The sequence below is a fragment of the Nocardia anaemiae NBRC 100462 genome, assembly GCF_001612725.1.
Classification (GTDB): domain Bacteria; phylum Actinomycetota; class Actinomycetes; order Mycobacteriales; family Mycobacteriaceae; genus Nocardia; species Nocardia anaemiae.
The window spans coordinates 77,280-102,986 of sequence record NZ_BDAZ01000029.1; the positions used below are offsets into that span (position 1 = coordinate 77,280).

Annotated in this window: 24 protein-coding genes; 14 read left to right on the forward strand and 10 right to left on the reverse strand. The window is 66.4% G+C overall.

Features of this window, described 5'->3' with window-relative positions; translation table 11 throughout:
• Positions 1 to 7 precede the first annotated feature (7 nt).
• From NA5_RS41335 to NA5_RS18750, 6 genes are read right to left on the reverse strand one after another with little or no spacing between them, the layout of a single operon-like run.
• A complete protein-coding gene (locus tag NA5_RS41335) occupies positions 8 to 259 on the reverse strand; it encodes a BON domain-containing protein (RefSeq protein WP_062987771.1) in 252 nt (83 codons plus the stop codon).
• A complete protein-coding gene (locus NA5_RS18730; RefSeq protein ID WP_062987773.1) occupies positions 260 to 823 on the reverse strand; it encodes a nucleotidyltransferase family protein in 564 nt (187 codons plus the stop codon).
• Positions 824 to 869: 46 nt separating this feature from the next.
• Complete coding sequence (locus tag NA5_RS18735; RefSeq protein ID WP_062987775.1) at positions 870 to 1,841, reverse strand: SDR family oxidoreductase; 972 nt, start codon at positions 1,839 to 1,841, stop codon at positions 870 to 872.
• A 9-nt stretch (positions 1,842 to 1,850) separates the two neighbouring features.
• Complete coding sequence (locus NA5_RS18740; RefSeq protein WP_062987777.1) at positions 1,851 to 3,611, reverse strand: glycoside hydrolase family 15 protein; 1,761 nt, start codon at positions 3,609 to 3,611, stop codon at positions 1,851 to 1,853.
• Positions 3,608 to 4,234 (reverse strand): UdgX family uracil-DNA binding protein, encoded by a 627-nt coding sequence (locus NA5_RS18745; protein ID WP_062987779.1) that lies wholly within the window; start codon positions 4,232 to 4,234, stop codon positions 3,608 to 3,610. The genes NA5_RS18740 and NA5_RS18745 overlap by 4 nt, the downstream gene beginning before the upstream one ends.
• A gap of 4 nt (positions 4,235 to 4,238) precedes the next feature.
• The gene (locus tag NA5_RS18750; protein ID WP_062987781.1) at positions 4,239 to 4,568 is read right to left on the reverse strand and encodes a hypothetical protein; all 330 of its coding nucleotides are present in this window, start codon (positions 4,566 to 4,568) and stop codon (positions 4,239 to 4,241) included.
• A gap of 107 nt (positions 4,569 to 4,675) precedes the next feature.
• On the opposite strand from NA5_RS18750, the gene NA5_RS18755 reads away from it, so the two are divergent.
• Positions 4,676 to 5,926: a serine hydrolase domain-containing protein gene (locus tag NA5_RS18755; RefSeq protein WP_063813492.1), complete on the forward strand. Its 1,251-nt coding sequence runs from the start codon at positions 4,676 to 4,678 to the stop codon at positions 5,924 to 5,926.
• A 1-nt stretch (position 5,927) separates the two neighbouring features.
• Here the strand turns inward: NA5_RS18755 and NA5_RS18760 are convergent, their stop codons facing one another.
• Positions 5,928 to 8,777, reverse strand: a complete 2,850-nt coding sequence (locus NA5_RS18760) for an FAD-binding and (Fe-S)-binding domain-containing protein (RefSeq protein ID WP_062987783.1) — start codon at positions 8,775 to 8,777, stop codon at positions 5,928 to 5,930.
• A gap of 125 nt (positions 8,778 to 8,902) precedes the next feature.
• On the opposite strand from NA5_RS18760, the gene NA5_RS18765 reads away from it, so the two are divergent.
• From NA5_RS18765 to NA5_RS18805, 9 genes are read left to right on the forward strand one after another with little or no spacing between them, the layout of a single operon-like run.
• Positions 8,903 to 10,702: a thiamine pyrophosphate-requiring protein gene (locus NA5_RS18765; RefSeq protein ID WP_062987785.1), complete on the forward strand. Its 1,800-nt coding sequence runs from the start codon at positions 8,903 to 8,905 to the stop codon at positions 10,700 to 10,702.
• Positions 10,699 to 11,265, forward strand: coding sequence for a hemerythrin domain-containing protein (locus NA5_RS18770; RefSeq protein ID WP_062987787.1), 567 nt, complete (start codon positions 10,699 to 10,701; stop codon positions 11,263 to 11,265). The genes NA5_RS18765 and NA5_RS18770 overlap by 4 nt, the downstream gene beginning before the upstream one ends.
• Positions 11,262 to 11,729 (forward strand): Na+/H+ antiporter subunit E, encoded by a 468-nt coding sequence (locus NA5_RS18775; protein WP_062987788.1) that lies wholly within the window; start codon positions 11,262 to 11,264, stop codon positions 11,727 to 11,729. The genes NA5_RS18770 and NA5_RS18775 overlap by 4 nt, the downstream gene beginning before the upstream one ends.
• A 5-nt stretch (positions 11,730 to 11,734) precedes the next feature.
• Entirely contained in the window at positions 11,735 to 11,998 is a 264-nt protein-coding gene (locus NA5_RS18780; RefSeq protein WP_062987790.1) for a monovalent cation/H+ antiporter complex subunit F, read from the forward strand.
• Complete coding sequence (locus tag NA5_RS18785) at positions 11,991 to 12,287, forward strand: monovalent cation/H(+) antiporter subunit G (protein WP_062987792.1); 297 nt, start codon at positions 11,991 to 11,993, stop codon at positions 12,285 to 12,287. The genes NA5_RS18780 and NA5_RS18785 overlap by 8 nt, the downstream gene beginning before the upstream one ends.
• Positions 12,284 to 12,526 (forward strand): hydrogenase subunit MbhD domain-containing protein, encoded by a 243-nt coding sequence (locus tag NA5_RS18790; RefSeq protein ID WP_062987795.1) that lies wholly within the window; start codon positions 12,284 to 12,286, stop codon positions 12,524 to 12,526. Before NA5_RS18785 ends, NA5_RS18790 begins: the two co-directional genes overlap by 4 nt.
• Complete coding sequence (locus tag NA5_RS18795; protein WP_062987797.1) at positions 12,523 to 13,263, forward strand: MnhB domain-containing protein; 741 nt, start codon at positions 12,523 to 12,525, stop codon at positions 13,261 to 13,263. Before NA5_RS18790 ends, NA5_RS18795 begins: the two co-directional genes overlap by 4 nt.
• Positions 13,260 to 13,607, forward strand: coding sequence for a sodium:proton antiporter (locus tag NA5_RS18800; protein ID WP_062987799.1), 348 nt, complete (start codon positions 13,260 to 13,262; stop codon positions 13,605 to 13,607). Before NA5_RS18795 ends, NA5_RS18800 begins: the two co-directional genes overlap by 4 nt.
• On the forward strand, positions 13,607 to 15,433 hold the full coding sequence (locus tag NA5_RS18805; RefSeq protein WP_062987801.1) for a complex I subunit 5 family protein: 1,827 nt from the start codon (positions 13,607 to 13,609) through the stop codon (positions 15,431 to 15,433). Before NA5_RS18800 ends, NA5_RS18805 begins: the two co-directional genes overlap by 1 nt.
• A 5-nt stretch (positions 15,434 to 15,438) precedes the next feature.
• On the opposite strand, the gene NA5_RS18810 is transcribed toward NA5_RS18805, so the two are convergent.
• The gene (locus NA5_RS18810) at positions 15,439 to 20,343 is read right to left on the reverse strand and encodes a cation-translocating P-type ATPase (RefSeq protein WP_084484243.1); all 4,905 of its coding nucleotides are present in this window, start codon (positions 20,341 to 20,343) and stop codon (positions 15,439 to 15,441) included.
• 267 nt (positions 20,344 to 20,610) lie between these two features.
• On the opposite strand from NA5_RS18810, the gene NA5_RS18815 reads away from it, so the two are divergent.
• The 4 genes from NA5_RS18815 (at position 20,611) to NA5_RS18830 (ending at position 24,026) form a co-directional block, all read left to right on the forward strand.
• A complete protein-coding gene (locus tag NA5_RS18815; RefSeq protein WP_062987805.1) occupies positions 20,611 to 22,473 on the forward strand; it encodes a hypothetical protein in 1,863 nt (620 codons plus the stop codon).
• Between the two features lie 9 nt (positions 22,474 to 22,482).
• Positions 22,483 to 22,758: a DUF2277 domain-containing protein gene (locus tag NA5_RS18820; protein ID WP_062987807.1), complete on the forward strand. Its 276-nt coding sequence runs from the start codon at positions 22,483 to 22,485 to the stop codon at positions 22,756 to 22,758.
• A gap of 72 nt (positions 22,759 to 22,830) precedes the next feature.
• Positions 22,831 to 23,436 (forward strand): ClpP family protease, encoded by a 606-nt coding sequence (locus tag NA5_RS18825; protein WP_062987809.1) that lies wholly within the window; start codon positions 22,831 to 22,833, stop codon positions 23,434 to 23,436.
• Positions 23,433 to 24,026: a ClpP family protease gene (locus NA5_RS18830; protein WP_062987811.1), complete on the forward strand. Its 594-nt coding sequence runs from the start codon at positions 23,433 to 23,435 to the stop codon at positions 24,024 to 24,026. The genes NA5_RS18825 and NA5_RS18830 overlap by 4 nt, the downstream gene beginning before the upstream one ends.
• A 61-nt stretch (positions 24,027 to 24,087) precedes the next feature.
• Here NA5_RS18830 and NA5_RS18835 read toward each other — a convergent pair whose 3' ends face one another.
• A complete protein-coding gene (locus NA5_RS18835; protein ID WP_062987813.1) occupies positions 24,088 to 24,450 on the reverse strand; it encodes a helix-turn-helix domain-containing protein in 363 nt (120 codons plus the stop codon).
• A 239-nt stretch (positions 24,451 to 24,689) separates the two neighbouring features.
• Positions 24,690 to 25,691, reverse strand: a complete 1,002-nt coding sequence (locus NA5_RS18840; protein WP_157110500.1) for an MBL fold metallo-hydrolase — start codon at positions 25,689 to 25,691, stop codon at positions 24,690 to 24,692.
• Between the last annotated feature and the right edge of the window lie 16 nt (positions 25,692 to 25,707).

Here is a 25,707-nt window from a genome sequence, read left to right on the forward strand (position 1 = left end):
TCCGGTCTCAGTCCGCCAGCGCCTCGGCGGCCCCCGGCGCGCATGGCGGTGTGACGTGCACGTCGTTGTGGATGCGGGCGCGCGGAAGCTGTTCGCGCACCACCTTTTCCATCTGCAGCTTGCGTTCGATACTGCTCACCTCGCCGTCGAGGACGACGACATCGCCGCGGATCGTCACCTGCACACCGAGTTCGGCGGTGCGCGGATCCTCGGCCAGCGCCCGGCGCAGATGCGCGACCAGATATTGCGGTCGTTCCATTCACACCACCCGTTTCGGCTCGATTACTCCGAGATCGTCCAACAGTCCGAGGAAGGCCCTGGCATACGGCGAAACATCGGTTTCCTTGCGCACCCGATCCCAATCCACCTGTTCGCGCAGATCGCGCGCGATCGTCAGCAGCGGACTCAGGTCGAGTCGGTGCGCGTCGAATACCAGTAATTTGTCGATCATCAGGTCGCTCGCGCTGATCACCGGCGCCATCGTCGGGCCGATGCGCATCATTTCCGCGCGATCGAGTAATTCGTCGGTGACGGCCCGGTTGTTCGGCCGGAAAATCAGGTCGATGAGCACACCGCTGTCATAGACCTTGGTCAGCCAGTCTTCGGGCGGCTCGGCGACCCGCAATCCGCCGCGGGCCAACGCGCTGCGGGCCGCTGGCAGGTCGGCCGGTTTGATGAAGATGTCGACATCGTGCTCCGAGGCGGGCCCACCGCGCGCGTACACCGCGCAACCACCCGCGACCGCGAAGCGGATATCGGCATCCACCAGCGTATTCACCGCGCGGGTCAGCGCGTGCAGCAGTTGGTCGATCGTCGGGACCATATGTGCGCCATACCCGCGCTACGGTCAGCTAATCGCCCCGGAGCGGCTAATGCCTACGTAAACCGCTGGCCAATGTCTCGAGCCCGCGGCTCAACCATGCCTGCGTACTGCGCCGGTGCGCACGGTCATCGAACTCGCCGTGTGCGCCGAAGTCGGGTCCACCGGACCGGTCGACCGGCTCCCAGAGATTGTCGGCCCGTGCGTCGGCATCGGCGTCGGTCTGTTGCGAGTCGTAGCCGGTGCGGGCCAGATATCGGTCGAGCAGGCTGGGTGCGAGCCGTTGTGCGAGCAGGGTTCCGGTGGTGCTCGCGCCGACCCAATACTCTTTGCGCTCAGGATGTTTCGCGGCGAAGGCGATCGAGCGCGCGATGATCTCGGGTTGGTAGATCGGCGGCACCGGCTGTGGCCGCTTCGGCAGGCGCGACAGCACCCAGGAGAATTGTGGCGTATTCACCGCGGGCGCCTGCACCAGCGTGATGTGCACATTGCTGCCCTCGTGCATCAGCTCTACCCGCACCGATTCGGTGAACCCGTTGATCGCGTGTTTAGCCGCGCAATACGCCGACTGCAGTGGAATCGAGCGGGCACCGAGCGCCGAGCCGACCTGCACGACAGCGCCGCGATCGCGCGCCCGCATGCGCGAGAGCGCGGCCATGGTGCCGTGCACGGTGCCGAGATAGGTGACTTCGGTGACCCGCCGAAACTCCGCGGCCGCGATCTGCTCGAACGGGGCGAATACCGAGGTGAAGGCCGAGTTGACCCAGACATCGATCGGCCCGAGCACCTCCTCGGTCCGGGTCGCCGCGGCCTCGACCGCCGCGTAGTCCGCGACATCGACCGGAATCGTCAGCGGCTCACCACCCGCGGCGCGCACATCATCGGCCGCGGCCGCGAGCCCGGCATCGCCGCGGGCGAGCAGTGCGACTTTGCAACCGCTCGAAGCGAATTCGCGCGCGGTCGCGCGACCGATGCCCGCACTCGCCCCGGTGATCACGACTACTCGGGGTTCGAAACTCATCACAACTCCTTACTCGTGGTCGGCGCCGAATCGGGGGAGCAGGACCGAGGATTCGAACAGCATCGCGTGCACAAAGGCCTGCGGCATATTGCCGCGCAGCTGCCGCTGCCGGACATCGAATTCCTCGGCGAACAATCCGGGCGTACCGCAGGCCGCGCGATTGCGCTCGAAGTAGCGTGCCGCCGAAACCGGGTGTCCCAGTTGGGCTGCGGCGATTGCCATGATGAATCCGCAGAACAGGAATGCGCCCTCGTTCGTCTCCAGCGGCTGCTCGTCGTGGGCATAGCGATAAACGTAGTAATCCGTGCACAATTCGCGCTCGACGGCCCGATAGGTGGCCAGGCTGCGCGGATCGTCGGCGGGTACACCGCCACGGATTGCGGGGAGCAGCAGGGCCGCGTCGACACCCGCCGCATCGGGGGCCTGCTGCCACGCACCGCTGGGATGCACGCTGGTGCGGGCGGTTTCGGCCATGATGGTATCGGCCAGCGCGGTACAGAACACCGGATCGGCACCGGTGTCGGCAATGGCGGCAACCGCGCGTAGGCCGCTGACGCAGGCCAGCCGGGAATGGGTCCAGTGCCGGTTCTCGATTTCCCAGATGCCCGCATCCGGTCGACGCCAGCGTTCGGCGACCGCGGCGACCGCCACCGCGATCGCCTTGCGGCTGTCCTCGGTGAGCCGGTCGTGCCGCGCGCCCGCGGCGAACAGCAGCAGTGCCTCGCCGAATACATCGAGTTGCGACTGCTCGCGCACCCGGTTGCCGACAACGGTACGACCGCCCGGATAGCCGGGTAGGTCCAGATTTCTCGGCTCCGGGATGGGTCCGCCGGTGACCGTGCACGCGGGCAATACCTGGGGCCCATCGGTGAGCAGTCGTTCGGCCACGAACTGTAACGCATTGTCCAACAACGGATGTGGGCCGTCGGCGGCCACGGCCTGACCGGCGAAACATTGGTCGCGGATCCACACGTAGCGGTAGTCGTAGTTCTCGCCGCGGTCCGCGCGTTCGGGCAGGCTCGTGGTGGCCGCGGCGACCATGCCGTTGGTGGAACTGGTCATACCGCGCATGACCGCGTAGGCCTGAACGGTGTCGCGGGGCGCGGCGCAGGGGCCCAGTTTCGGCACCTGACGTTGCCAAGCCGATTCGGTCTGCGCCCATGCCGCATGCGGATCGGGTGGTTCGTCGGGCAATGCGATATCGGACAATTCGAGGACGAGATCGTGAATCTCGCCTTGCCGCAGCGTTATCCGATCGGTCCACCCGCGGTCGTCGCGGACCGACGCGGACGCGCCACCCGTCCAACGCAGTGCGAGGTCACCGACTCGCGCGAGCCATACCCCGTCATCTGTGCGGTGTAGGTCTCGTGCCTTCGCTGCACCGAACTGCCCGGCGGGCCGCAGCACCACCTCGACCTCGGCATCGCCGTGCACCGCGACGATCCGGCGCAGCACAACGACCCGATGCGGATCACCGGGAAAGGCCAGCGCCTCCCGGCATTCGACCACCGACGAGCCGACCAGCCAGTGCGAATTCCAGATCAACGTGCCCGTCTGGTAGTACCCGCCCCACACCAGACGCCCGGACGGCGTCACCGAATACACGCCGTCGCCGCCGACCAGCCCGGCGAAAACCGCGTCGCTGTGCCAGCGCGGTGCGCACATCCATGCGAAGTCACCGTGTGGACCGACCAGCACACCGCGCTCGCCGTCCCCGAGGAACGCGTATTCGCGCAGTACATGCGGCCGGGTGATATTTTCGGCCGTCACATCGGTCGTATACCACCGCAGACCGTTCGCAACCTTTTCAAGTCCGCGACGAATGCGGTATAGGCCTCGTCGCGATCGGGAGCACGCAGCACCGACGATGGATGCACGGTCGCGATCACCGCGTAATCCGGCATCGTTATGACCTCACCGCGCCGCTCGGAGACCTTGAAGGAGGGACCGAGCACGGCCTTCGCGGCGATAGCGCCCAGACAAACCACCAGTTGTGGTTCGATGACCCGCAACTCGGCCTCGAGCCAGGCCGAACAGGCGACGATTTCGGTGCGTCCGGGTTGCTTGTGGATGCGGCGCTTACCGCGCTCCTCGAATTTGAAGTGCTTGACCGCATTGGTCACATAGATCCGGTCGCGATCGATTCCGACCTCGGCGATCGCACGGTCGAGCAACCGCCCGGCGGGGCCGACGAACGGGTGTCCCCGCACGTCCTCCTGGTCGCCGGGCTGCTCACCGATCATGACCACGTCGGCGTCTTCCGGACCTTCCCCGAAAACCGTCTGGGTGGCGTGCCGGTAGAGATCGCAGCCATGGCAGCCGCACGAGGCCTGCCGTAACTCGGCCAGGCTCGCGTGCGGCGGCACGAATTCCGCGGCGCCCGGCACGGCCATATCCTCAGCCCTTCCCCAATGCTCGCTCGAGCTGACCCTTGTTCATCTTCGAGCGGCCCTTGATATTGCGCTGTCTGGCTTCGTTGTACAGCTGGTCACGGGTCGGGCCCTTCGGACCGCTGCGCCCCGAGCGCTGTCCGCCGCGCTGCTGTGGCGACTTGTCCTTTATCGAGGTACGGCTGGCGGTCTTGGTCTGCCCGGCTTGGGCGCGATTCTTATTGACCGTCCGAGCGGCGATTTCCTTGGCCCGCTTCTGGCTCGCGCCCCGGTCTTCTGCCGAGTCCTTGATGTGCTCGTACTGCCGTTCCTGTTTATTGCTCCATTCCTTTGGCATGTCACACCTCCTGCTCGTCGAGTACCCCGGCTCGCCGCGCGAAACCAGGACCGAAGCGTGGGCTCGATCGGGGGCGGGATCAGCGTCGATATGCTGGCCGGGTGAAGGTGGTTCCTGGCACGTTGGTGACCGTCGCCGATGATCTGGACGCGGTGACGACGGTCGGGCACGAGGACGATCCGGCCGATGCCGGGTTGACTAACGCGGATGTCACCGCACTGTGGGCCTCGGTGCGGGCGTGGTACCGGATGGGGACGACGCCCGCGATTCAGACCTGTCTGCGGCGCAACGGGAAGATCGTGCTGAATCGGGCGATCGGGCACGGCTGGGGGAATGCGCCGAAGGACGGCCCGGATGCGGAGCGAGTGCTCGCGACGCCGGACACGCTGTTCTGCGGGTTCTCCACGGCCAAGGGCGTGTCGGCGACGCTGATGTTCATGCTGATCGAGCAGGGTGCGTTCGCGCTGAATGATCCGGTGTGCGAATACATTCCCGAGTTCGCGGCGCACGGCAAGGATGCGATCACCATCGGCGATGTGCTGTCGCATTCGGCGGGTGTGCCGTTCATTACGCCGCCGTACAAGGGCGTCGAGTTGGTGCTGGACGAGGAGTTGGCCGTGCGGGGCTTGGCCGATCTGGTGCCGAGTTGGCGGCCGGGTCGATTCCGGGTCTATCACGCATTGACCAGTGGCTTGATCCAGCGACTGCTGGTGCAGCGGGCCACCGGGAAGCGGATGCGCGAACATCTCGCCGAACAGGTGCTCGAGCCATTGGGCTTCCGCTGGACCAACTTCGGAGTCCGTCCCGAGGATGTCGACAAGGTCGTGCCCAGTGTGAAGACCGGCCCGCCGCCGTCCCGAATGTCGATGCTTTTGGCACGCAAGGCGCTGGGTGGTCGGATGGACGGTGCGACCGCCCGTTCCGCGAATCGGGATTTCCTGACCGCCGAACTGCCGTCGGGCAATATCGTCACCACGGCCTACGAACTGTCTCGTTTCTACGAAATCCTCACTCGCGGTGGTGAACTCGACGGCGTGCGGATCATCGAGCCGGACACCCTGCGCGCGGCGATCCGGCCCGCGCCCCGCATGCCCGGTCTGGCCGGACGGGTGAGCCGCGCGGGCTTCGAACTCGGCGCTCGCCGCTCGAAGTTCGGGCGAAATACCCAGTCGCATTTCGGCCGCAGCGGCCTGACAACCCAATACGGCTGGGCCGACCCCACCCGCGGACTCTCCGGCGCGATCCTCACCAGTGGCAAGGCCACCACCGATACCGAACGTCCCTGGGCCCTGGTCGCCCAGATTTCCAACACCATCAGCCAACTCCCGCCCGCCGATCGGCTGTTCGACACCGACTGATTCACCCGCGGCGCAGCGCCTCGGCGAGGACCTGTGCCGCGTGCCGAGGTCGGGCTTGTGGATCCAGGTGTTCGATTTGGGTTCGGCAGCTGAATCCGTCTGCCAGCACGAGTGTCTCGGGGTCGCGTTTGCGAATGGTCGGCATCAGTTTGTCCTCGGCGCAGGCCACCGAGACGTCGTAGTGGCCGCGTTCGAAGCCGAAGTTTCCGGCCAGGCCGCAGCATCCGGCATCGAGTACTTCGACGTCGAGTCCCGTTGCGGTCAACAGCCTTTGGTCGGCCTCGTAGTGCAGGACCGCGTGCTGGTGGCAGTGCGGCTGGACCATGGCGTGCGCGTCGAGGCGCGGCGGTTCCCAGTCGTCGGCTTGTTCGGTGAGGATTTCGCCGAGGGTGCGGACCTGATTCGCCAGGCGGTGGGCGTCTTCGTCGCCGGGCAGCAGTTCGGGCAGATCGGCGCGGAAGACGGCGGCGCAGCTGGGTTCGAGCACGACGATGGGGGTGCTCGAGCGCAGCTGGGGTTCGAGCTGACGCAGGGTGCGGCGCAGCACTCGTTTCGCGGTGGGTAATTGGCCGGTGGAGATCCAGGTCAGTCCGCAACAGACTGTGCGGCTGGGTATTTCGATCTCGAATCCGGCCGCCTCCAATACGGTCACCGCGGCTTCGGCTATTTCGGGAGCAAAGTTATTGGTGAAGGTGTCGGGCCACAGCAGCACTCGGCCGCGATGGCCGCGCTCGTCCGGTGTGCGGCGGGCGAACTTCTCGGTGAAGCGCTCGCGGGCGAAGCGCGGCAGTTCCCGGCGCGGGTCGACGCCGCCCAGACGTTTGAGCAGCCCACCCGGGCCCCGGCTCTGCGCCAGCGCATTGGCCGGTGCGGATACGGCGGTGGCGAGCCGGGCCCACAGCGGGATCCAGCCCATCGAGTAGTGCGCCATCGGCCGGACGCGGTGTTCGTAGTGGTGGGACAGGAATTCGGCCTTGTAGGTGGCCATATCGACATCGACCGGGCAGTCGCTGCGGCAGCCCTTGCAGGCCAGGCACAGATCGAGCGCATCGCGCACCTCGGTGGAGCGCCAGCCATCGGTGATCACCTCACCCTGGAGCATTTCGAACAGCAGTCGCGCGCGACCGCGGGTGGAGTGTTCCTCCTCCCTGGTCGCCCGGTAGCTCGGGCACATCACCCCGCCCTCGTGACCGCGGCACTTGCCGACGCCGACACAGCGCGCGGCGGCCACGCTGAACCGGTGGTCGTCCTCCGGGAAAGTGAAGTGCGTCACCGGATTCCACGGTCGATAGTCCGCACCTTGGCGCAGATCCTGATCCAGTGGTCGCGGGTGTACCACCTTGCCGGGATTCATCCGATTGCGTGGATCGAACAGATGCTTGACCGCGCCGAATGCCTCGACGACCCGGTCGCCGAACATGATCGGCAGCAGTTCGCCGCGCGACTGTCCGTCGCCGTGTTCACCGGACAGCGATCCGCCGTACCGCGCTACCAGCTGTGCGCTCTGCTCGGCGAAGCTGCGGTACCTGGAAATGCCTTCCGCGCTACGGAGATCGAACGGTATACGGGTGTGCACGCAGCCGTGGCCGAAGTGGCCGTACAGCGAGGACGACTGGTAATCGAAATCGGTGAGCAGACTTTCGAAGTCGCGCAGATAGTCGCCGAGCCGGTCGGGCGGGACCGCGGCATCCTCCCAACCCTCATGGGTTTCCGGACTGTCGGGCGGAAAGGCGGTGGCACCGAGGCCCGCTTCCCTGGCCGTCCAGATCTCCGCCTCGCGCGCGGGGTCATCGATCATTGTCGAGGTCGCACCGGTTTCCATGGTCACTTCCTCGACCATCGCCTGCGCGCGACGGTCGGCTTCGTCCTGGTCGGCGCCTTCGAATTGGGCCATCAGCCAACCGTTTCCGTCCGGCAGCTGTGCGATAGCACCCGCGGCCAGATGTTCGATATGTTCCAGTTGGACCAGTCGGTGGTCCACGCCTTCCAGGGCGGTCGGGTTGTGCCGCAAGACGATCGGCACCGCATCGGCGGCATCGTAGATATCGGGGTAACCGAGTACGGTCAGCGCCACCGCCTTCGGGCGCTGCACGAGTTCGATTTCGGCGCGCAGCACCGTCACCAGCGTGGACTCACTGCCGACGAGCAGTTTCGCGAGATCGAAGCCATGCTCCGGCAGGAGCGAATCGAGGTTGTAGCCCGACACCCGGCGCGGAATATCGGGATAGTGCGTGCGGATATCCGGCGCGTACTCATCGCGGATCCGCCGCAGGCCGTCCAGCAGTTCGGGAAACTCATCCTGGGAATCCGCGCCGACCCAACCGCGCAAACCGTCGTAGGTCAGGATTTCCAGCCGCCGCACCGAATCGACCATCTTCCCGTACGCCTGCGCCGTCGATCCGCAGGAGTTGTTGCCGATCATCCCGCCGATCGTGCAGCTGACATGCGTCGCGGGTTTCGGGCCGACCATCAGGTCGAACCGCGCCAACTGCGCATTGAGCGGGTCGAGTGCGATGCCCGGTTCCACGATCGCGGTGCGGGCCGCCGTATCGACCGAGATCAGCCGATCGCAGTATTTGCTCCAATCCAGCACCACGGCCGCATTGCAGCATTGACCGGCCAGACTGGTGCCGCCGCCGCGCGAGAGCACCGGCATGTCGTGCTCGCGGCACACCGCGATGGCGGCGGCGGCATCCTCGGGTGTGCGCGGCACTACCACGCCGAGCGGCACCGCACGGTAGTTCGAGGCATCAGTGGAGTATGTGGCCCGGGATCCGGGATCGAAGCGCACTTCCCCGGCAACCTGCTCGGTGAGTTCGGCCGCGAGTCGCGTCAGCGGGAGATCAATCATTCGGCACCCCTCCTGTCTCGGCACAGAGCGGCTACCCACTTCGGTGCGCGGCACACCCGCTGATTGCCTGCCCATTCGCTGGGTATGACCGGTCTGACCAACCCGGATACCGAACAGGAGTCCTCATGAAACAACAGGTTGGTGATTACGTCCTGCAACGACTACGGGAGTGGGGCGTCAACCAAGTCTTCGGATACCCCGGCGACGGCATCAACGGTCTGGTCGCCGCTTTCGGCCGCGCGGATAACAAACCACAATTCGTGCAGGCCAGGCACGAGGAAATGGCGGCCTTCCAAGCCACCGGTTTCGCCAAATTCAGCGGTAAGGTCGGCGTCTGCACGGCCACCTCGGGGCCAGGGGCGATCCATCTGCTCAACGGTCTCTACGATGCCAAACTCGACCATGTCCCGGTCGTCGCGATCGTCGGTCAGACCGCGCGCAGCGCCATGGGCGGCAGCTATCAGCAGGAAGTCGATCTGCAGAGCCTGTTCAAGGACGTCGCCAGCGACTATCTGGTCGAGGTCAATGTCTCGAGCCAGTTGCCGAACGCGCTGGACCGGGCGTTCCGCACGGCGATGACCCGGCATGCGCCGACGGCGGTGATCATTCCGGCCGATCTGCAGGAAGAGCCGTACGAGCCGCCGGAACACGAGTTCAAGCAGGTGCCGTCCAGTCCACCGCATGCGTTGACCGCGACGGTGATCGCGCCGTACCCCGAGATCGAACGCGCCGCCGAGATCATCGACGCCGGATCCAAGGTCGCGGTGCTCGTCGGTCAGGGCGCACGCTCGGCCGCGCGCGAGGTGGTCGAACTCGCCGAGCTCACCGGTGCCGGCGTGGCGAAGGCGCTGCTCGGCAAGGATGTGCTGCCCGATGATCTGCCCTTCGTCACCGGGCCGATCGGATTGCTCGGCAGCAGGCCGAGCTATGAGATGATGCGCGACTGCGACACTCTGGTCACCATCGGGTCGAATTTCCCCTACACCCAGTTCATGCCGGAGTTCGGTCAGGCGCGCGCGGTGCAGATCGATATCGACGGCACCATGATCGGCATGCGATATCCGACCGAGGTGAATCTGGTCGGTGATGCGAAAGCCACACTGGCCGAGCTCATTCCGCTGCTGCGCCGCAAGGAGGATCGCTCCTGGCGGGAGAAGATCGAGCAGAATGTGGCCCGCTGGTGGGAGACGGTCGAGCGGCAGGCGATGTTGCAGGCCAAGCCGGTCAACCCGATGCGCGTGGTTTGGGAACTGTCGCAGCAGCTTCCGGAGAATGCGATCGTCACCGCGGACTCCGGCTCGTCCACCAACTGGTATGCCCGCTGCCTGCGCTTCCGCATCGGTACCCGCGGCTCGCTGTCGGGCACCCTGGCGACCATGGGACCCGGTGTGCCCTATGCGATCGGGGCGAAGTTCGCGCATCCGGAGCGTCCGGCCATCGCATTGGTCGGTGACGGTGCCATGCAGATGAACGGGATGGCCGAACTGCTCACCATCGCCCGCTATTACCGGCAGTGGAGTGATCCGCGGCTGGTCATCTGCGTCTTCCACAATAACGATCTCAACCAGGTCACCTGGGAGTTGCGCGCCATGGGCGGTGCGCCGAAATTCGAAGAGTCGCAGATACTGCCGGAGACCTCCTACGCGGACCTCGCGCGCTGTATGGGTCTGCCGTCGATCGCGATCGACGATCCGGACAATCTCGCCGACGCGTGGCGGCAGGCGCTCAGCGCGGATCGTCCGGTACTGCTCGACGTGCGCTGCGATCCCGAGGTGCCGCCGATTCCGCCGCATGCGACCTATGAGCAGATGAAGGACACCGCCGAGGCGGTGATGCGCGGCGATCCGGATGGCTGGCATCTGATGTGGCAGGGCGTGAAGTCCAAGGCGCAGGAATTCGTGCCGCATCGGAATTCGTCGTCATGACCCTGCCAGCGACCGAGGACGTCGTGGATCTGCTGATGGCTCAGCACCGGCGGATCAAAGGCCTGCTCGCCCAATTGAAATCCGGACATGGCGATAAGTCGGAGCTGTTCAACGAGCTGGTTCGGCTGCTCGCGGTGCACGAGAGCGCCGAAGCCGAGGCCGTGCATCCCGTCGCCGCCCGTGCCCGTTTCGGAGCCGAACAGATGGTCGATGAGCGTCGGGACGAGGAGAACCACGCCAAGTCCGCGCTCGCCGACCTCTACGAACTCGGTGTCGACCACCCGGATTTCGATGCCGAGCTGGCGGAATTCGCCGATGCGGTGATCGACCATGCCAGCCGCGAGGAGAACGAGGAATTCGCGCTGTTGCGCCAACAGTTTTCGATGCATCAGTTGCAGCGGATGGCGGGTTCGGTACGCGCCGCCGAAGCGGTCGCGCCGACTCGGCCGCATCCGAAGACCGGGGAATCCGCGCTGGCGAATCTGCTGGCCGGTCCGCCGCTGGCGATATTCGACCGGGCGCGTGACGCGGTGCGGGACTGGCGTCGAGAAGACGACGGATGAGCGCCCGCATCGTGGCCGCGGTGGAAATCCGCGGCTGGTGGGCGGTGCTGGTATTGCTGTGGCTGGCGACGCTGACCTCGTTCGGTCTCCAAGAGCTGGCCGCGGCGGCCGTGCTCGCCCTACCCGCTGCCTGGGCGGGGCGGGTGGGACGTCTTGCGGTGCAGGGTAATTGGCGGCCGCCGGATAGGATCGCGCAACTCTTGGCAGCACTGCCCGGCGCGATTATGAGCGACAGCTGGGCTGTCCTGTCGGCCGCCGCGCGCGGCAGGCCGGTCGGGCGGTTCGAGGAGGACGAGCTCGACGCGGAAACCGATGCGCGGCGGCGAGCGGGCCGGGCGGCATTGATCACCGGAGTGCTCTCGGCGACGCCGGGCTCGGTCGTCATCGATGCCGATAACGACGGCTTGCTGATGCATGTACTCGCGACACCCATGACTCGGCTGCGGCGGATGTTCGGGGGCTGATCGAAATGTCCACCGCGCCTTGGCTGCTCGCATCGGGTGTGCTGCTGGTCGGTGGGATCGGGCCCGCGCTGCTGCTGTCCAGCCGGGGCCCGGCGGCGCATCGGCTCGTCGGGCTGCAACTGGTCGGCTCGCTGTTGATCCTTGTCCTGATACTGCTGAGTCTGGGACTCGGCAGACCGGACTATCTGATCGTGCCGCTGGTGCTGGTCCTGCTGTCCTTCGCGGGCACGCTGGTTTTCACGCGCCTGCTGGGGGTGCGCGATGACTAGCTTCTTCGTCGACACACTGCTCACGATCGGCACCCTGGCCGCGGTGGCGGCGTCGGTGGCCGCGCTCCGGCCGCGTTCGGTCTATGCGCGACTGCATTATTCATCGATTATCAGCTCGGTGGCCGGTCCGATCATCGCGTTCGCGGTGCTGATCGCGCAGGGGCCGGGACTCACCACGGCGATCGTCGCGGTGACCCTCCTACTGCTGGCGCTCACCGGCCCGGCGCTGAGTGCCGCCATCGGCAGGCTCAATGCCCGCACCGACGGCAGAATCGAGGCTCCGCAATGAGCGCCCTGATCGTGATCACCCTCGGGCTCGTCGCGGTGGCGGGCACGGTCGTCGTATTCACCGCACAGCCACAGCGGCAGGCGGTATCGCTTGCGGTATTCGGTGCGCTGCTGGCACCCGCATTCCTCGTGCTCGGGGCACCGGATGTGGCGTTGTCACAGGTCGCGGTGGGTACCGCGGTGGTGCCGCTGATGGTATTGCTCGCCGTGCGTGCCGTGGATCGGAGGCGACGGTCATGAGGCACGGTGCGCGACTGGTGATCTTCCTCGTCGGCGGGGTCGGACTTGTCGTATTGCTCGGGCTCGCGCTGTTCCGGATGCCCGGATTCGGCGGCACCGACCATCCGTATCGGGACGCCGCGGTCCGTGTGTCGCTGGAGCAGCACAGTCCGAATGCGGTTTCCTCGGTCAATTTCGATCAACGTGGCCTCGATACCTTCGGCGAGGAGGCCATTCTGGTGGCCGCGGTGCTCGGGGCCGCGACGTTATTGCGCCCGGAAGGGCAACGGCCGCAACGGCAATCGGAGGACGTGGGTCGCATTGTGCAGGCCACTCGATTCCTGGGCTATGCCCTGTTGCCGGTGACGCTGATGATCGGCGCGGATGTTGTGGTGCACGGACATCTCACGCCGGGCGGCGGCTTCCAGGGTGGTGTGGTGCTGGCCACCGGCCTGCATCTGCTGTACGTGGCTGGCAATTATCGCGCGCTGCGGCGGGTGCGTCCGCTGGTCTGGTACGAGTTCGGCGAGGCAGCGGGCATGGGCACGGTGGTGGCGCTCGGTCTGGCCGGAATCCTCAGTGGTGCCGGGTATCTGGCGAATATTCTGCCGCTCGGGCAATTCGGCCGCCTGCTGTCGGCCGGTACCGTGCCGCTGTTCAGCGTGGCGGTCGGTCTCGCGGTCGGCAGTGGTGTCGTCGTACTGCTCGCGCAGTTCCTCGACGAGTATCTGACTACGGAGAGGCGGGCGTCGCGATGACCGAATTTCCCTATGTGATCGCCGGATGGCTATTGCTGATCGGCATTTTCGGCGTGGTACGCAGCAGACATCTGGTGCACACCGTGGTGTGCGTATCCATCGGACAATCCGGAACCTATGTCCTGCTATTGGCCATCGGCTACCAAAAGGGCGCGACCGCACCGATTTTCGGATCCGCCAATCCGCCGGGCTCGCCCGCGGTGGACCCGGTGGTACAGGCCATGGCATTGACCGACATCGTGGTCTCGGCGACGGTGACCGCGTTGCTGCTGGCCCTGGTGGTGCAGATCGCCAAGCGGCACGGCACCGTCGTGCCCGACGAACTGCACGCGCTGCGTGGCTGATGGTCCCCGTCGATCAGGCACTCCCGGCACTCCTGATCGCGCTGCCGGTCGCCGGTTCCTGTGTGCTGCTCGCCTTCGGTCGGATATTGCCCAGGTTGCTGATCGATGTTATCGGCACCGGCACCGCGCTTGCCGGGACGATTCTGGCCGGATGGCTGCTGTATGAAACCGGTGCGGGCACGGTGGTGTCCTGGGCCGGTGGGTGGGAACCGCGACCGGGGCTGACCGTCGGGATCGTGCTGGTCGCCGATCGGCTCGGTGCCGCGATGGCATTGCTGATCGCATTGCTCACTACGACCGCGCTGCTGTTCGGCTGGCGGTACTTCGACAATCTGCACGCGCACTATCCGGCGCTGGTCCTGCTCTTCGCCACCGGAATGACCGGATTCGCGCTGACCGGTGACATTTTCGACATGTTCGTCTTCTTCGAACTGATGGGCGTCGCGGCCTACGCGTTGACCGGACTGAAGATCGAGGAACCCGAATCCGTGCAGGCCGGACTGAATTTCGGGGTGATCAATTCGCTCGGCGCGTATCTCTGCCTGTTCGGCATCGGACTGCTGTATGCGCGAACCGGGCAACTGGGCCTGGCGCAGTTGGGGATTGCGGTCGAAACGCGGGCGGGTGATGCTCTTGTTCTGGCGGCATTCGTGCTCATCGCCACCGGTTGGCTGGTCAAGGCGGCGGCGGTACCGTTCCATTTCTGGTTGGCCGATGCGCACGCCGTCGCACCTTCGCCGGTCTGTGTGCTGTTCTCCGGTGTGATGGCGCCGCTGGGTGTGTATGGGTTGGCACGGGTGTATTGGACGGTATTCGATACTGTGCTTCCCGCTCCGGGTGTGCGCCGAATGTTGTTGGTGTTGGGCATCTTCACCGCCGTGCTCGGTGCGGTGATGTGTGTGCTACAGCGGCATATCAAACGGCTGCTCGCATATTCGACGATCGCGCATATCGGTTTGTTCATTCTCGGTCTCGCCGCTTTGTCGCCGCTCGGCGTGGCCGCGTCGGCGCTATATCTCGGTGGTCATGCCGCGGTGAAGGGCGCGCTGTTCCTGCTGACCGGTGTGCTGCTGTCGCGGTATCGCAGTGTGGATGAATTCAGCTTGCATGGCCGGGCGCGTGGGCAGCGGACCATCGGTGTGCTGTTCGTGGTGTCGGCATTGATATTGGCGGGGTTGCCGCCCTTCGGTGCGGGACTGGGCAAGGCCTTGCTCGAGGAATCCGACGCGTCGATTCTGCTTGTGGCGCTGGTGATCGTCGTATCGGCATTGACCGGTGGCGCGGCATTGCGTGCGGGGCTACGGGTGTGTTTCGGTGTGGGCGAGGTGCCCGAGCACAAGCTCGATCCCGAGGAGACCACCGGGGAACACGAGATCCCCGATGTCGCCGCGCCTCGCAACCGGACGCCGATCACGATGATGGCGGCGGTGCTGGCTCTATTGCTCGTCGCGCTATTACTCGGTCTGCCAACCGGATTCACGCGAGCCATCGGTCCCGCCGCCGCGACTTTCGTCGATCCCGAGGCTTACCGGGCGGCGGCGCTGCTCGGCAATACGACCGGCCACCCCGGTGCGGCTCCGCATATCGAATGGACCGGAGCAGGCTTGGCGTTCGGTCTGCTGTCGACCGTCCTGGCCGTGCTCATCGCCCTTGCCACGCTGCACTTCGGCACATTGCACGCACGCGGAAGGTCGCCGAACCGACTGATTACCGCGGCAGAGACCGCATTACACCGACTGCACAGCGGACATGTGGGTGACTACGCGGCCTGGCTGGTCTTCGGCGCGGCAGTGGTCGCCGGACTGGTTGGCACTGGCTGGTTGTAGTGCGTTCAGGCTTCTCGAGCGCCGGGTAGGAGGCGCGGGAGGATGGTTGAGCCCGCGGTTGCGGCGGCGGAGGAGGTGGTGGCGATGGTCCAGCCGACGGGACCCAATGGTGTGCAACCGAAATAGGCCGACAGCCCCGGAACCATGACCACCGCACCGAGAACCACACCGCTGGCCGCGGTGGTGACCCAGACCAGGGGACTGCGGCGGCCGGAGAGGAGTGTCTGCCCGAGTTGGGTGCCGATGAGTGCGACCAGTCCGATGGTGGCCGCGCGGCGCTGGGTTCCGGTGTAGCGGCCGATCGTCCACGCGGTGCAGGCACCCGCCGCAGTGGCTATGCCGCGCACCGCGATCGTGCGGGTGAGGTCGGGCCCCAGGCTGGCGGGCGGAATTTCGGCCAATTGTCGTGCCCGCTGCTCGGTGCCGTGCTCCGTATCGTGCGGGTCCGGGCTGTCGCGATCCGGTGAAAGGGCCAGGGCCAGTGCGGGAAACATATCGGTGAGCATGTTCACCAGCAGGAATTGCCTGGTGCCCAGCGGTGCCCGTCCACCGACCACGGTGCCGTAGACGGTGAACGCGATCTCCCCGGCATTGCCGCCGACCAGCACGCCCACCGCATCGGTAATGCGCTGCCACATGCCGCGTCCCTCCACCACCGCGTGCAGCAGTGCGAGCGGATTCGGATCTGTGAGCACCAGATCCGCCGCATTGCGGGCGGCCGCGGATCCCCGTGCGGCCAAACCGATTCCGATGTCGGCGCTGCGGATGGCCGCCGCATCATTGCTGCCGTCGCCGGTCATGCCGACCACATGTCCGTTGCGGCGCAGCGCGGCCACGATGCGCACCTTCTGCTCCGGATCGACCCTGGCGAAGACAGTGCTGCGTTCGATGAGCTCGGCCTGTTCGGAATCGTCGAGCCGATCCAGATCGGCACCGGTGGTGACGGTATCGACCGCAATGCCGAGTTGGCGGGCCACCGCCGCCGCCGTGACCGGATGGTCGCCGGTGATCATGCGCACCCCGATACCGTTGTGCTGCAAGGCGGTTACCAGCGGCAGCGTCTGTGGCCGCGGGGTGTCGGCGATGCCGAGGAAGCCGAGCAGCGTGAGTTTGTCGACGGCGCCTTCGACATCACCTGGCTCGTCGGAGAAATCGCGACGGGCAACGACGAGTACGCGCAGGCCCTGTTCGGCGAGGCTGTCGACAACCTCCCGCGCGCACTTGTGCACATCATCGGAGAATTGTTCTCCGGTAGGCGATTTGGTGCAGCGGGGGAGGACGACCTCCGGTGCGCCCTTGACGATCAGGCGCAGTCTGCGCGTCGTCTGGCCGAGCACCGCGGCATAGCCGCGATTGGATTCGAACGGGATCTCCTCGATCGGATCCCACCGGCGCGCCTCGTCACCGAGACTTTCGGCCGCATCCAGGACGGCGCGGTCGGTGGCGTGCAGCACCGGTCCATCGTCCGGATCCGGGCAGGCGCGGGCGGCGGCGCGCAGCAGTCGGCGCGCATCGTCGGACTCGTCATCGGCCGCCCACTGGGTATCCAGGTCGGCCAGCATGGTGAGCCGCAGCCGCCCCTCAGTGAGCGTGCCGGTCTTATCGAAGCACAGGGTGTCGACGCGGCCGAGCGCCTCGACGGTGCGGCTGGCGCGGACCAGCACGCCGTAGCGCGACAGCCGCCGCGCGGCCGCCAGCTGCGCCACCGTGGCGACCAGCGGCAACCCCTCCGGCACCGCGGCCACCGCGACCGAGACACCGTCGGAGATCGCATCGCGCAGCATCCGCCCACGCAGGCCGCCGAGCGCGGTGACCAGTGCGCCACCCGAAAGGGTGAGCGGGAGGGCGTTTTTGGTGAGCTGCCGCAGTTGGGCCTGTACGCCGCCCTTGTCCGGCGGCACCGCGCCCGCGGCCGCGCGACCGGCCTGGGTGTCGGAGCCCACGGCGACCACGACGGCCAGGCCCGTCCCGTTCACCACCGTGCTGCCCGCGAAGATCATGCAGGCGCGTTCGCCCAGTGCAGCGCCGGGTGTGGCCGCGAGACTCTTTTCGACCGTCACCGATTCGCCGGTCAGACCGGATTCGTCCATTTCCAGTTCGTCCACGCGCAACAGTCGCGCATCGGCGGGCACCACATCGCCCGCCCGCACGACCACGATGTCGCCGATGGCGAGAGCGTCCGCGGGCACGGATACTTCGGTCTGTTCGGATTCGTCGATCGCGGCGCGGTCGATCAGGCGGCCGGTGAGTTGTTCGCCTTCGAGCAGGTCCTGCAATTCGCTCTCGGCGCGCTGACGCTGAGCGGCCGATATCACCGCATTCACCGTCAGCACCGAGGCGAGCAGTATGGCATCGGACGGCTCGCCGAGTATGGCGGTGGCGACGGCACCGACGCTGAGGATCGGCGTAAGCGGGTCATCCAGTTCGTGGCGCAGATGGCGCGCGAAGGAGGTCACCGGCGCGAGAGTCTTCGTGATCAAGCTGCTTTCGGCTCGGGCCGGGATCGCGCGCTCGTCGAGTGCCGGGGGTTGCGGTAGACGTCCCAGTACTTCGTTGGATTCCAGTGCGTGCCAAGGCAATAGGGGTGCGATGGTGGTGGGCGGTGCGGATGTGGCCGCTCGAATCCCTCGGCGCGCTCCGGTCGTCAGCGCGGTCAGCTGCGCGGCGACCATCGGCGTTGATCGAGCCTTCCTGGTCGGGGTGACGGCGAGCAGCAGCCCGCCCAGCGCGCACGCCGACAGCGCCAGGGTGCGCCCGCGTTCACTGACCTGCCGCGCGGGCGCGACCGTCGCGAGCACCCGCTGCACCTGGTCCAGATCCCGGCAGATGGCATCGGCGGCCCACGGCGGTTGGCAACGGTCGCCGCGGAACAATCCGAGCGCTACATCGGCCCGGGCCAATGCTTTATGGGCGCACGGGCTCAACACCGCGACAACCTGCCCGTCCTGCTGCAGACGCTCGACCAGCTTGCTCATCGATGCCGTCGCGGCAACGAATTCATCAGCGAGCGAACGCAATTCGTTCGCATCCTCATGCGCGACGAGCACCACCCGCAACCCGGCTCGCCGCGCCGCGGTCAACACATCGTGCGCGCTCGGATCGAGTTCCCGCCCGAGCAATACGCGCCCGACCGTCCGGTCACCGTCGCGAAGTTCGCGCCAGACCGGCCGGATGGTGGCCCCACGATCACGAGCCCCACTCCTTGGATGCACCAGCCGCAGCGCCTCGTCCTCCGCCGCGGTCTCTTGGTCGCCATCAGTTGCGGCTGCCTCGTAGTTCCCTGTGGCGGCGTTCTTGTCAGCGGCTTCCCCGCCCGTCCACGCGGTGGCTCGGCTCTTATCTCGGCTCGCGGTCTGCTTCTCGACCTCGGTCGCGGCGTACCTGGCGCCCTTACTCGCGGCCACATCGTTGCCGTCGGTGGTGGCCTTCTTGTCGCCGACCGTCGCGGCCTTCTCGTCTGTTCCGGTTTCGTCCTGCTTGTGGCCGTTGGTGGCGGCGTTCTTGTTGCCGTCGGTCGCAGTCTGCTTGTCGGCCGCAGTCGCGGCCTCCCCGTCCTCGGTCGCGGTCCCCGCGTCACCCTCCGACGACCACAGCAATCGCTGGGCCGCACTCCAGACCTTCCCCGTCGACCATTCGTCATCAGCCGACTCGACATCGAGTACCAGCCGACGTGACGTGAGCAGTGCCTCGCCGTCGATCACCAGCGTGGTCAGGCGGTCCAATCGCCGCCACGCGCCTCGATGCAAGGTCAGCACGCCCGTCCGCGCGAGGACCATATCGACGCTGGCGGCGTAGGCCTCGCGGGAGGCCCGGGCGGCCTTCGGTGCGCCGAGGCCGAGGGCGTCGGCGGCATCGCCAAGGCGGCCGAGTCCGACGAATGCGGCGGTGCCGAGCAGCGATCCGGCCGCGGTTTCGTCGGCGACGCGTTCGATCGGGCCGCCCGGCAGGTCGGTGGGGCGGGTGTAGGGCGGTAGGGGTTCGGTTACGTCGGGGTGTTCGCGGCGTACCAGTTCGGACTCCCAGTTGCGCCACGCCAACCGCTGGGAGATGGCCTCACCGAAGAGAAAGGTGCGTTGGGCCGTATCGGCCAGCAGATTCGACAGTCCATCCGCGGCGTCTTCGCCTAATGCGGTTCCGATCGCGGTGACGACGGTGAGAGCCATATCTGTGCGGGAGCGCCCGATGCGCGATTCGAGCATCGTGCGCAGTCGCGGTTGGGTGTCGACGAAGGTGGCCGCGGCCCGCACCGCGCGCGCCGGACCACCGAACGGCAGCCGCGCGCCGAAAGTGGACACCGCAATGGCGAATACCTCGCTGGCCACCTGAATTCCCGCCGCCAGCAACGGTTCCCTGTCCTCCGGGTATTCGACGCTGCGACTCCAGTCCACCTCGGCGACATTGTTATCGGCCTCGATCCCCTCGATGGCCTCGAGCAGTTCCGGTAGTCCGGTCGCGCCGTCGCGCAGCGTGGCGACCACCCGGCCGGTCACCGCGTTGACCCGTGACCACCGCACCCCACGCAACTTGCCCAGCCGCTCGTCCAATGTCCGCGCGAGGGCCGCGCCGCGCTCGGAACTCAGGCCGCGCACCTCGATGGTCGCCTTGTCATCACGCATGGCCACCCGACGGTTGGCGCGCCGCTCATGCGGATCGACCAGATCGAGTAGGTCGTCACCGAGCGGGCTCTCCGGCGTGGGAGCCATTTCGTCGACTCCGGCAGCGGCCGTGTCGATGACCGATGTCGCGGCATCGACCACGGCTCCTGCCGCGTGTTCGGCCGCATGCAACGGTGCTTCGACGAGTTGTACGCCCAATCCGACAGCCGTCGAAACGCCGGTGCGCACCGCACCGGTTACCGCCGCCGTCGACGCCTCGATCCACCACGGTGCCAAACCATCACGCCTACCCATATTCGGCAACTACCCGGCATCGCCGGATGCAAACGGGCACCGAAAGTGGTTGTTGGCTGGGAGTTTAGCCACTCGCCACGGCTCTCACCGGCGCTGGATTGGCTGCCGCGTCAGCGGGTATGCGACAGACATGCCGACCTTCGGGAGGTGAAGGTCATAGCGACATGCGAGGCTGCCCGGCACCGTCAACGAGGACGAGGCCCCCAATGAAGCGGACCGCGCACGGCCAGCCACGCGACGCTCGACAACACCAGAAAGTGTCATGTGATGAGGCAGGTAACGGTGCTGTTCGCGGACGGGTCCGAAGGGGGCGGAGCCGCATTGGACCAGGTCGCGATACTGACCGGCACGGCGATCGCGATCGCCGCCGTGCTGGCCGTGGTCGGGTATCTGCACCGCGCCCGCCGCATCACCTGGCTGCAAAGCGCCGCCGATGGACTCGGACGGCTCAGTAACCGGCCCGGCTGGGTCGCGCTGCCGCTCGCGCTGTTCATCGCCACCATTCTCACCGCGCTATTCGGCTTCATCTGGGATGTGAGCCTGCATATCGGCAAGGGCCGCGACGAGGGCCCGCTGGCGAATCCGGCGCACTACTTCATCATGATCGGCCTGTTCTTCCTGTTCATGGCCGGAATGCTGGCCATCATCCTGCCGCGAGAGGAGAAACCGGGTCCGGCCGCGATCCGGATCACCCGCGACTGGTACGCGCCGGTCGGCGGCGTGCTGATGGCGGGCGCCGGACTGTACGCCCTCATCGGCTTTCCGCTCGACGACATCTGGCATCGGCTGTTCGGCCAGGACGTCACCCTGTGGGGTCCGACGCACCTGATGCTGATCGGCGGTGCTGGTTTATCGCTGGTCGCCGTGCTGCTGCTGGAATTCGAAGGCCGCCTCGACCGTCCCGATCCGGACCGCACCGACGGACCACTGCTGTGGCTGATCCGCACCTTCGCCTTCGGCGGTCTGCTGATCGGCCTGTCGGTGTATCAGGTCGAATTCGATTTCGGCGTCGAACAATTCCGTCTGGTCTTCCAGCCGATGCTGATCGCGGCCGCGAGTACCATCGCGCTGGTTTCGGCGCGCTACACGCTGGGGCGCGGTGGCGCGTTGGCGGCGGTTGCATTCGCGATCTTCGTCCGCACCGTGGTAGCGGTCGTGGTCGGTCCGCTGCTCGGCGCGCCGCACAACGTATTTCCGCTGTATCTCGGTATCGCGCTGATCGTGGAACTGATGGCACTGCTGCCCACCTCCAGACCGGTTCGGTGGGGTGCGCTGACCGGACTGGTCGCGGCCACTCTCGGGCTCTGGCTCGAATCGCTATGGGTAACAAGGATGTTCGTGGACTCCTGGCCGACCGGTAGGTGGCCGGAGCTATTGGTAATGGCGGTGCCGGTGGGTATTGCGGGCGGTGCGGTCGGCGTGCTGCTCGGCATGGTCCTGCGGGGCGAAGAGCTGCCGCGTGTCGCGATTCGCCGTGGCATCGTGATCGCGGCGGTGCTGATCACCGCGGCTGCCACCGCGAATGGCCTGCGCGTGAATGTTCCCGAAAATGCCTCGGCGACAGTGCAATTGCGTGATGCGGCAGCCGTGACCGACGGCCGGATGGTGAACGCCGATATCACGCTGGCACCCAAGGATTTGGTGGGCGCTGATCCCGAGTGGGTGCAGATTCTGGCCTGGCAGGGTGGCATCGGTTCCTCGAGCCCCGGGCGCGGATTGGTGATCGATCAGCTGCGCAGGGTCGGTGAGGGACACTATGTCAGCACGAAACCGGTTCCGGCATACGGCACTTGGAAGACCATCTTGCGGGTGCACGACGGCCGAATGCTGACTGCACTACCGATCTACATGCCCCACGACCCCGGCATCGATGCCGCCGAAGTTCCGGCGCTGGACCAGTTCACCCGACCCTTCGTCCCCGAAATCACTGTGCTCCAACGTGAACGCTCATTCGACCGCCCCTCCTGGCTGATCAATGTGGCATCGCTGGTCGTACTCGTCTGCTCGTTGATTCTCATCTGGGGGCTGTCCTGGGGTGCGGCTCGGATCAACCTCGCCTATCGACGCGATGTGCGCGCGGAATCGGCGACGTCCGCAGCACCCCTTAAAACCCGGGCCGAACCGGGCTAGCCTCGGGATATGTGCCGAAATATCACCGCTCTGCGTGGGCTCGAGCCCGCGGCCACCCCGGAAGAAGTGCATGCCGCGGCATTGCAGTACGTCCGCAAGGTCGGCGGGCTGTCCAGCATTTCCGCAGCTACGCGCCCTGCGGTTGACGCCGCCGTCGCCGATATCGCGGCCGCGACCATGCGGCTGCTCGAACAATTGCCCGACCGGAAGGTGCCACCGAAGACCGTGCCGCCGCTGCGGCGTCCCGAGGTGCAGGCGCGCATCCACGCGCATTCGCACGACTGACGCTGCTGTGAGCAGATCTGCTGAGGGCAGCGTGGCGAGATTTTTCCGGTAGCCGCGCGGCACGGTGGAGTCATGGCTCACGATGACAAGACACCGTTGTTCAGTTGGCGCGCCAGGGAGCAGCTGCTCAGCAGGCGGATCCTGGTGCTGGACGGACCCCTCGACGACGACAACGGGACGCTGCTGATGACGCAGCTGCTCACCTTGGCGGCCGAGGATCCCGATGCGGGGATCTCATTGTGGATCCACTCTCCAGGTGGTTCGGTTCCGGCAATGCTCGCCATTCGCGATGTGATGCGACTGGTGCCGTGCGAGGTCTCCACCTTGGCGCTCGGATTGGCTTGCAGCGCAGGGCAATTCCTCTTGTCCGCGGGTACACCGGGGCGGCGGTTCGCCTTGCCGCACGCCCGGGTGTTGATGCATCAGGGCTCGGCCGGAATCGGCGGCAGCGCCGTCGACGTCGAGGTTCAAGCCGATGACTTGCGCTACACCGTGGAGACGGTGCTCGGCATCATCGCGGGCGATACCGGCCAGCCCTACGACCGCATCTACGAGGATTCGCTGCACGACCGCTGGTTCAGCGCGGCGCAGGCCAAGGAGTACGGCTTCATCGACCACATTGTCGGCTCGTTCGGGCAGATCGTGCCCCAGCGCCAGCGGATCGGAATTTCGGCATGACCTACACCATTCCCAATGTCATCGCCCAGCATCCGCGCGGCGGCGAGCGGATCACCGATATCTACTCGCACCTGCTCGCCGAGCGGATCGTCTACCTCGGCACCCCGATCGATTCCGGTGTGGCCAACGCGCTGATCGCCCAGCTATTGCACCTGGAGTCGGAGAGTCCGGAACAGGAGATCAACCTGTACATCAACTGCGAGGGCGGCGATCTGTCCGCCATGCTCGCGGTGTACGACACCATGCAATTCATCAAAGCGCCGGTGGCGACCACTTGCGTCGGCCAGGCCATCGCGGTCGGCGCGGTCCTGCTGGCCGGTGGCGAACCCGGTCGCCGCTCCCTGCTGCCGCACGCCCGGGTAGTTCTGCATCAGCCCGCCGCCCGCGGTCAGGGCGCGATTCCCGACCTGATCCTGCAGGCCGACGAGTTGGTGCGGATGCGCGCCGAAATCGAGTCGATCCTGTCGCGACACACCGGCCAACCAGCCGAGCGACTGCGGCACGACACCGACCGCGACCGCGTCTTCACCGCACAGGCGGCCGTCGACTACGGACTGGTCGACAACGTGCTGGGTGCCCGCGCCGCCTGATCAGCGTCTAGCCATGCGTGCGTGGGGCTTGCGTCGAGCGCAGTCGAATGGTGGTTGTGGACTAGGCCGCGAGTGCCATCAGAGTGGGGGTGGAGCTCGCGCGGGGAACCGACTGCCGGGCGAAGGTGAGTCGACGATGAGCGCGCAATTCGTCGGCGACCTGCTCGGTGAGACCGAACAGGGTGGTGCCGAGCGCACCGGCCAGCGCGGCGATCATCTCGCTCGACGGTTCCTTGCGGCCGCGCTCCACCTCGGACAGGTACTGCGGCGAAATGCCCGCACGACCGGCGGTTTCGACGAGTGTCTCGTGTTGCTCCTGCCGCAATGTGCGCAGTCGTTCCCCGAGCACCTCCCGCCACAGCGGTTCCTCGGTGTGCCGAGGTCGGTCGTCGGGTCCACCTTGGATCGAGTGCAGCTCGGTCATAGCACGAGCCTAAGACCGCGGCCGCCGATCCGGCCGGGCATTACGCTGTGGGCGGACAAACCGACGAAGGCCCCATGTCCAACGGACACAGGGCCTTTCGCATCGAGTCGGGATCAGGGCAGCGGAATCCACTAGCCGAAGAACCAGAAGCCGTGGCCCTGGGGCTGCTGATCATGCCGCTGCTGGTCCGGCCGCTGGTCCTGTATATTTGCGCACCCTAGCCCGTGGCTGTGAGTTGGCTAGGACCGAACCGTGAGCTGTTCGCAGACGCGATAGGTGGTCATGATGTTGAGACGGTGCAGGTTTCGGCACAATTCGAGGAAGCCCTGCTCGGCAAGCTCGAACGGGATCTCGTATTCGCTGAGCGCAGTGGCGAATTCGGGGTCGAGGTCGGTGGCCCAGGGATCGGTGCACAGCTCGTAGGTTTCATCCAGCGTGCGGCCCGCCTCGAATGCGGCCGATACTTCGTCGCGTAGGCGTTCGAGATAGTCGATGAGCACGGTGATCGCGCGTGGACCGCGGCCCATCGGACCGTGACCAGGGACGATCGTCTCGAGGTCGGGCAGGGCCTGCTGCATGGCGCGCAGCGAGCCGATGTAGGGCTCGGGGCCGCCCTGCAACAGCATGTGTGCGGAGCCCGCGCCGGTCAGGAAGTTTCCGGTCCAGGCAGTGCGCTGTGAAGGCACGTAGACGATGGTGTCGCCCGGACCGTTGCCGGGACCGAAGTGGTGCAATTCGACGGTGCGGCCGCCGAGATCGATCTCCATGGCCGTCTCGAACGTCAGATCCGGCAGCCGCCAGCGGGTGACCTCGCCGAACAGCTCCTCGTCGCCGTACATATTGCGCGAGCGGATGTCCTTCTCGTAGCCGAGGTCGTGCATATTGTCGCGATTGGCGCGCGAGGTGATGACGGTCAGATCGTCGAAGGCGGTATTCCCGAAGGTGTGATCGCCATGGTAGGTGGTGTTCACCAGGTAACGCAATGGAGAGTCGGCGAGATCGGTTGCCAGAGTTCGGATCTGGGTTCCGATCGTCGGCGTGATGCCAGCGTCGACGACCAATGCGGCCCGGTCGCCGAAGATGACGCCGTTATTGTCCTTCGGCGGCACATTGGCCATCAGCGCGACGACGCCCTCGCCGATCGGATGCGGTATCAACCGCAGGCCGGTCGGGCTCAGATTCGGTCCGGCATAGCCTGCCGGTCGTTCGGAAATCTCTTGGGACAGTAGATGTTTCGACATGAGCATGATCCTCACG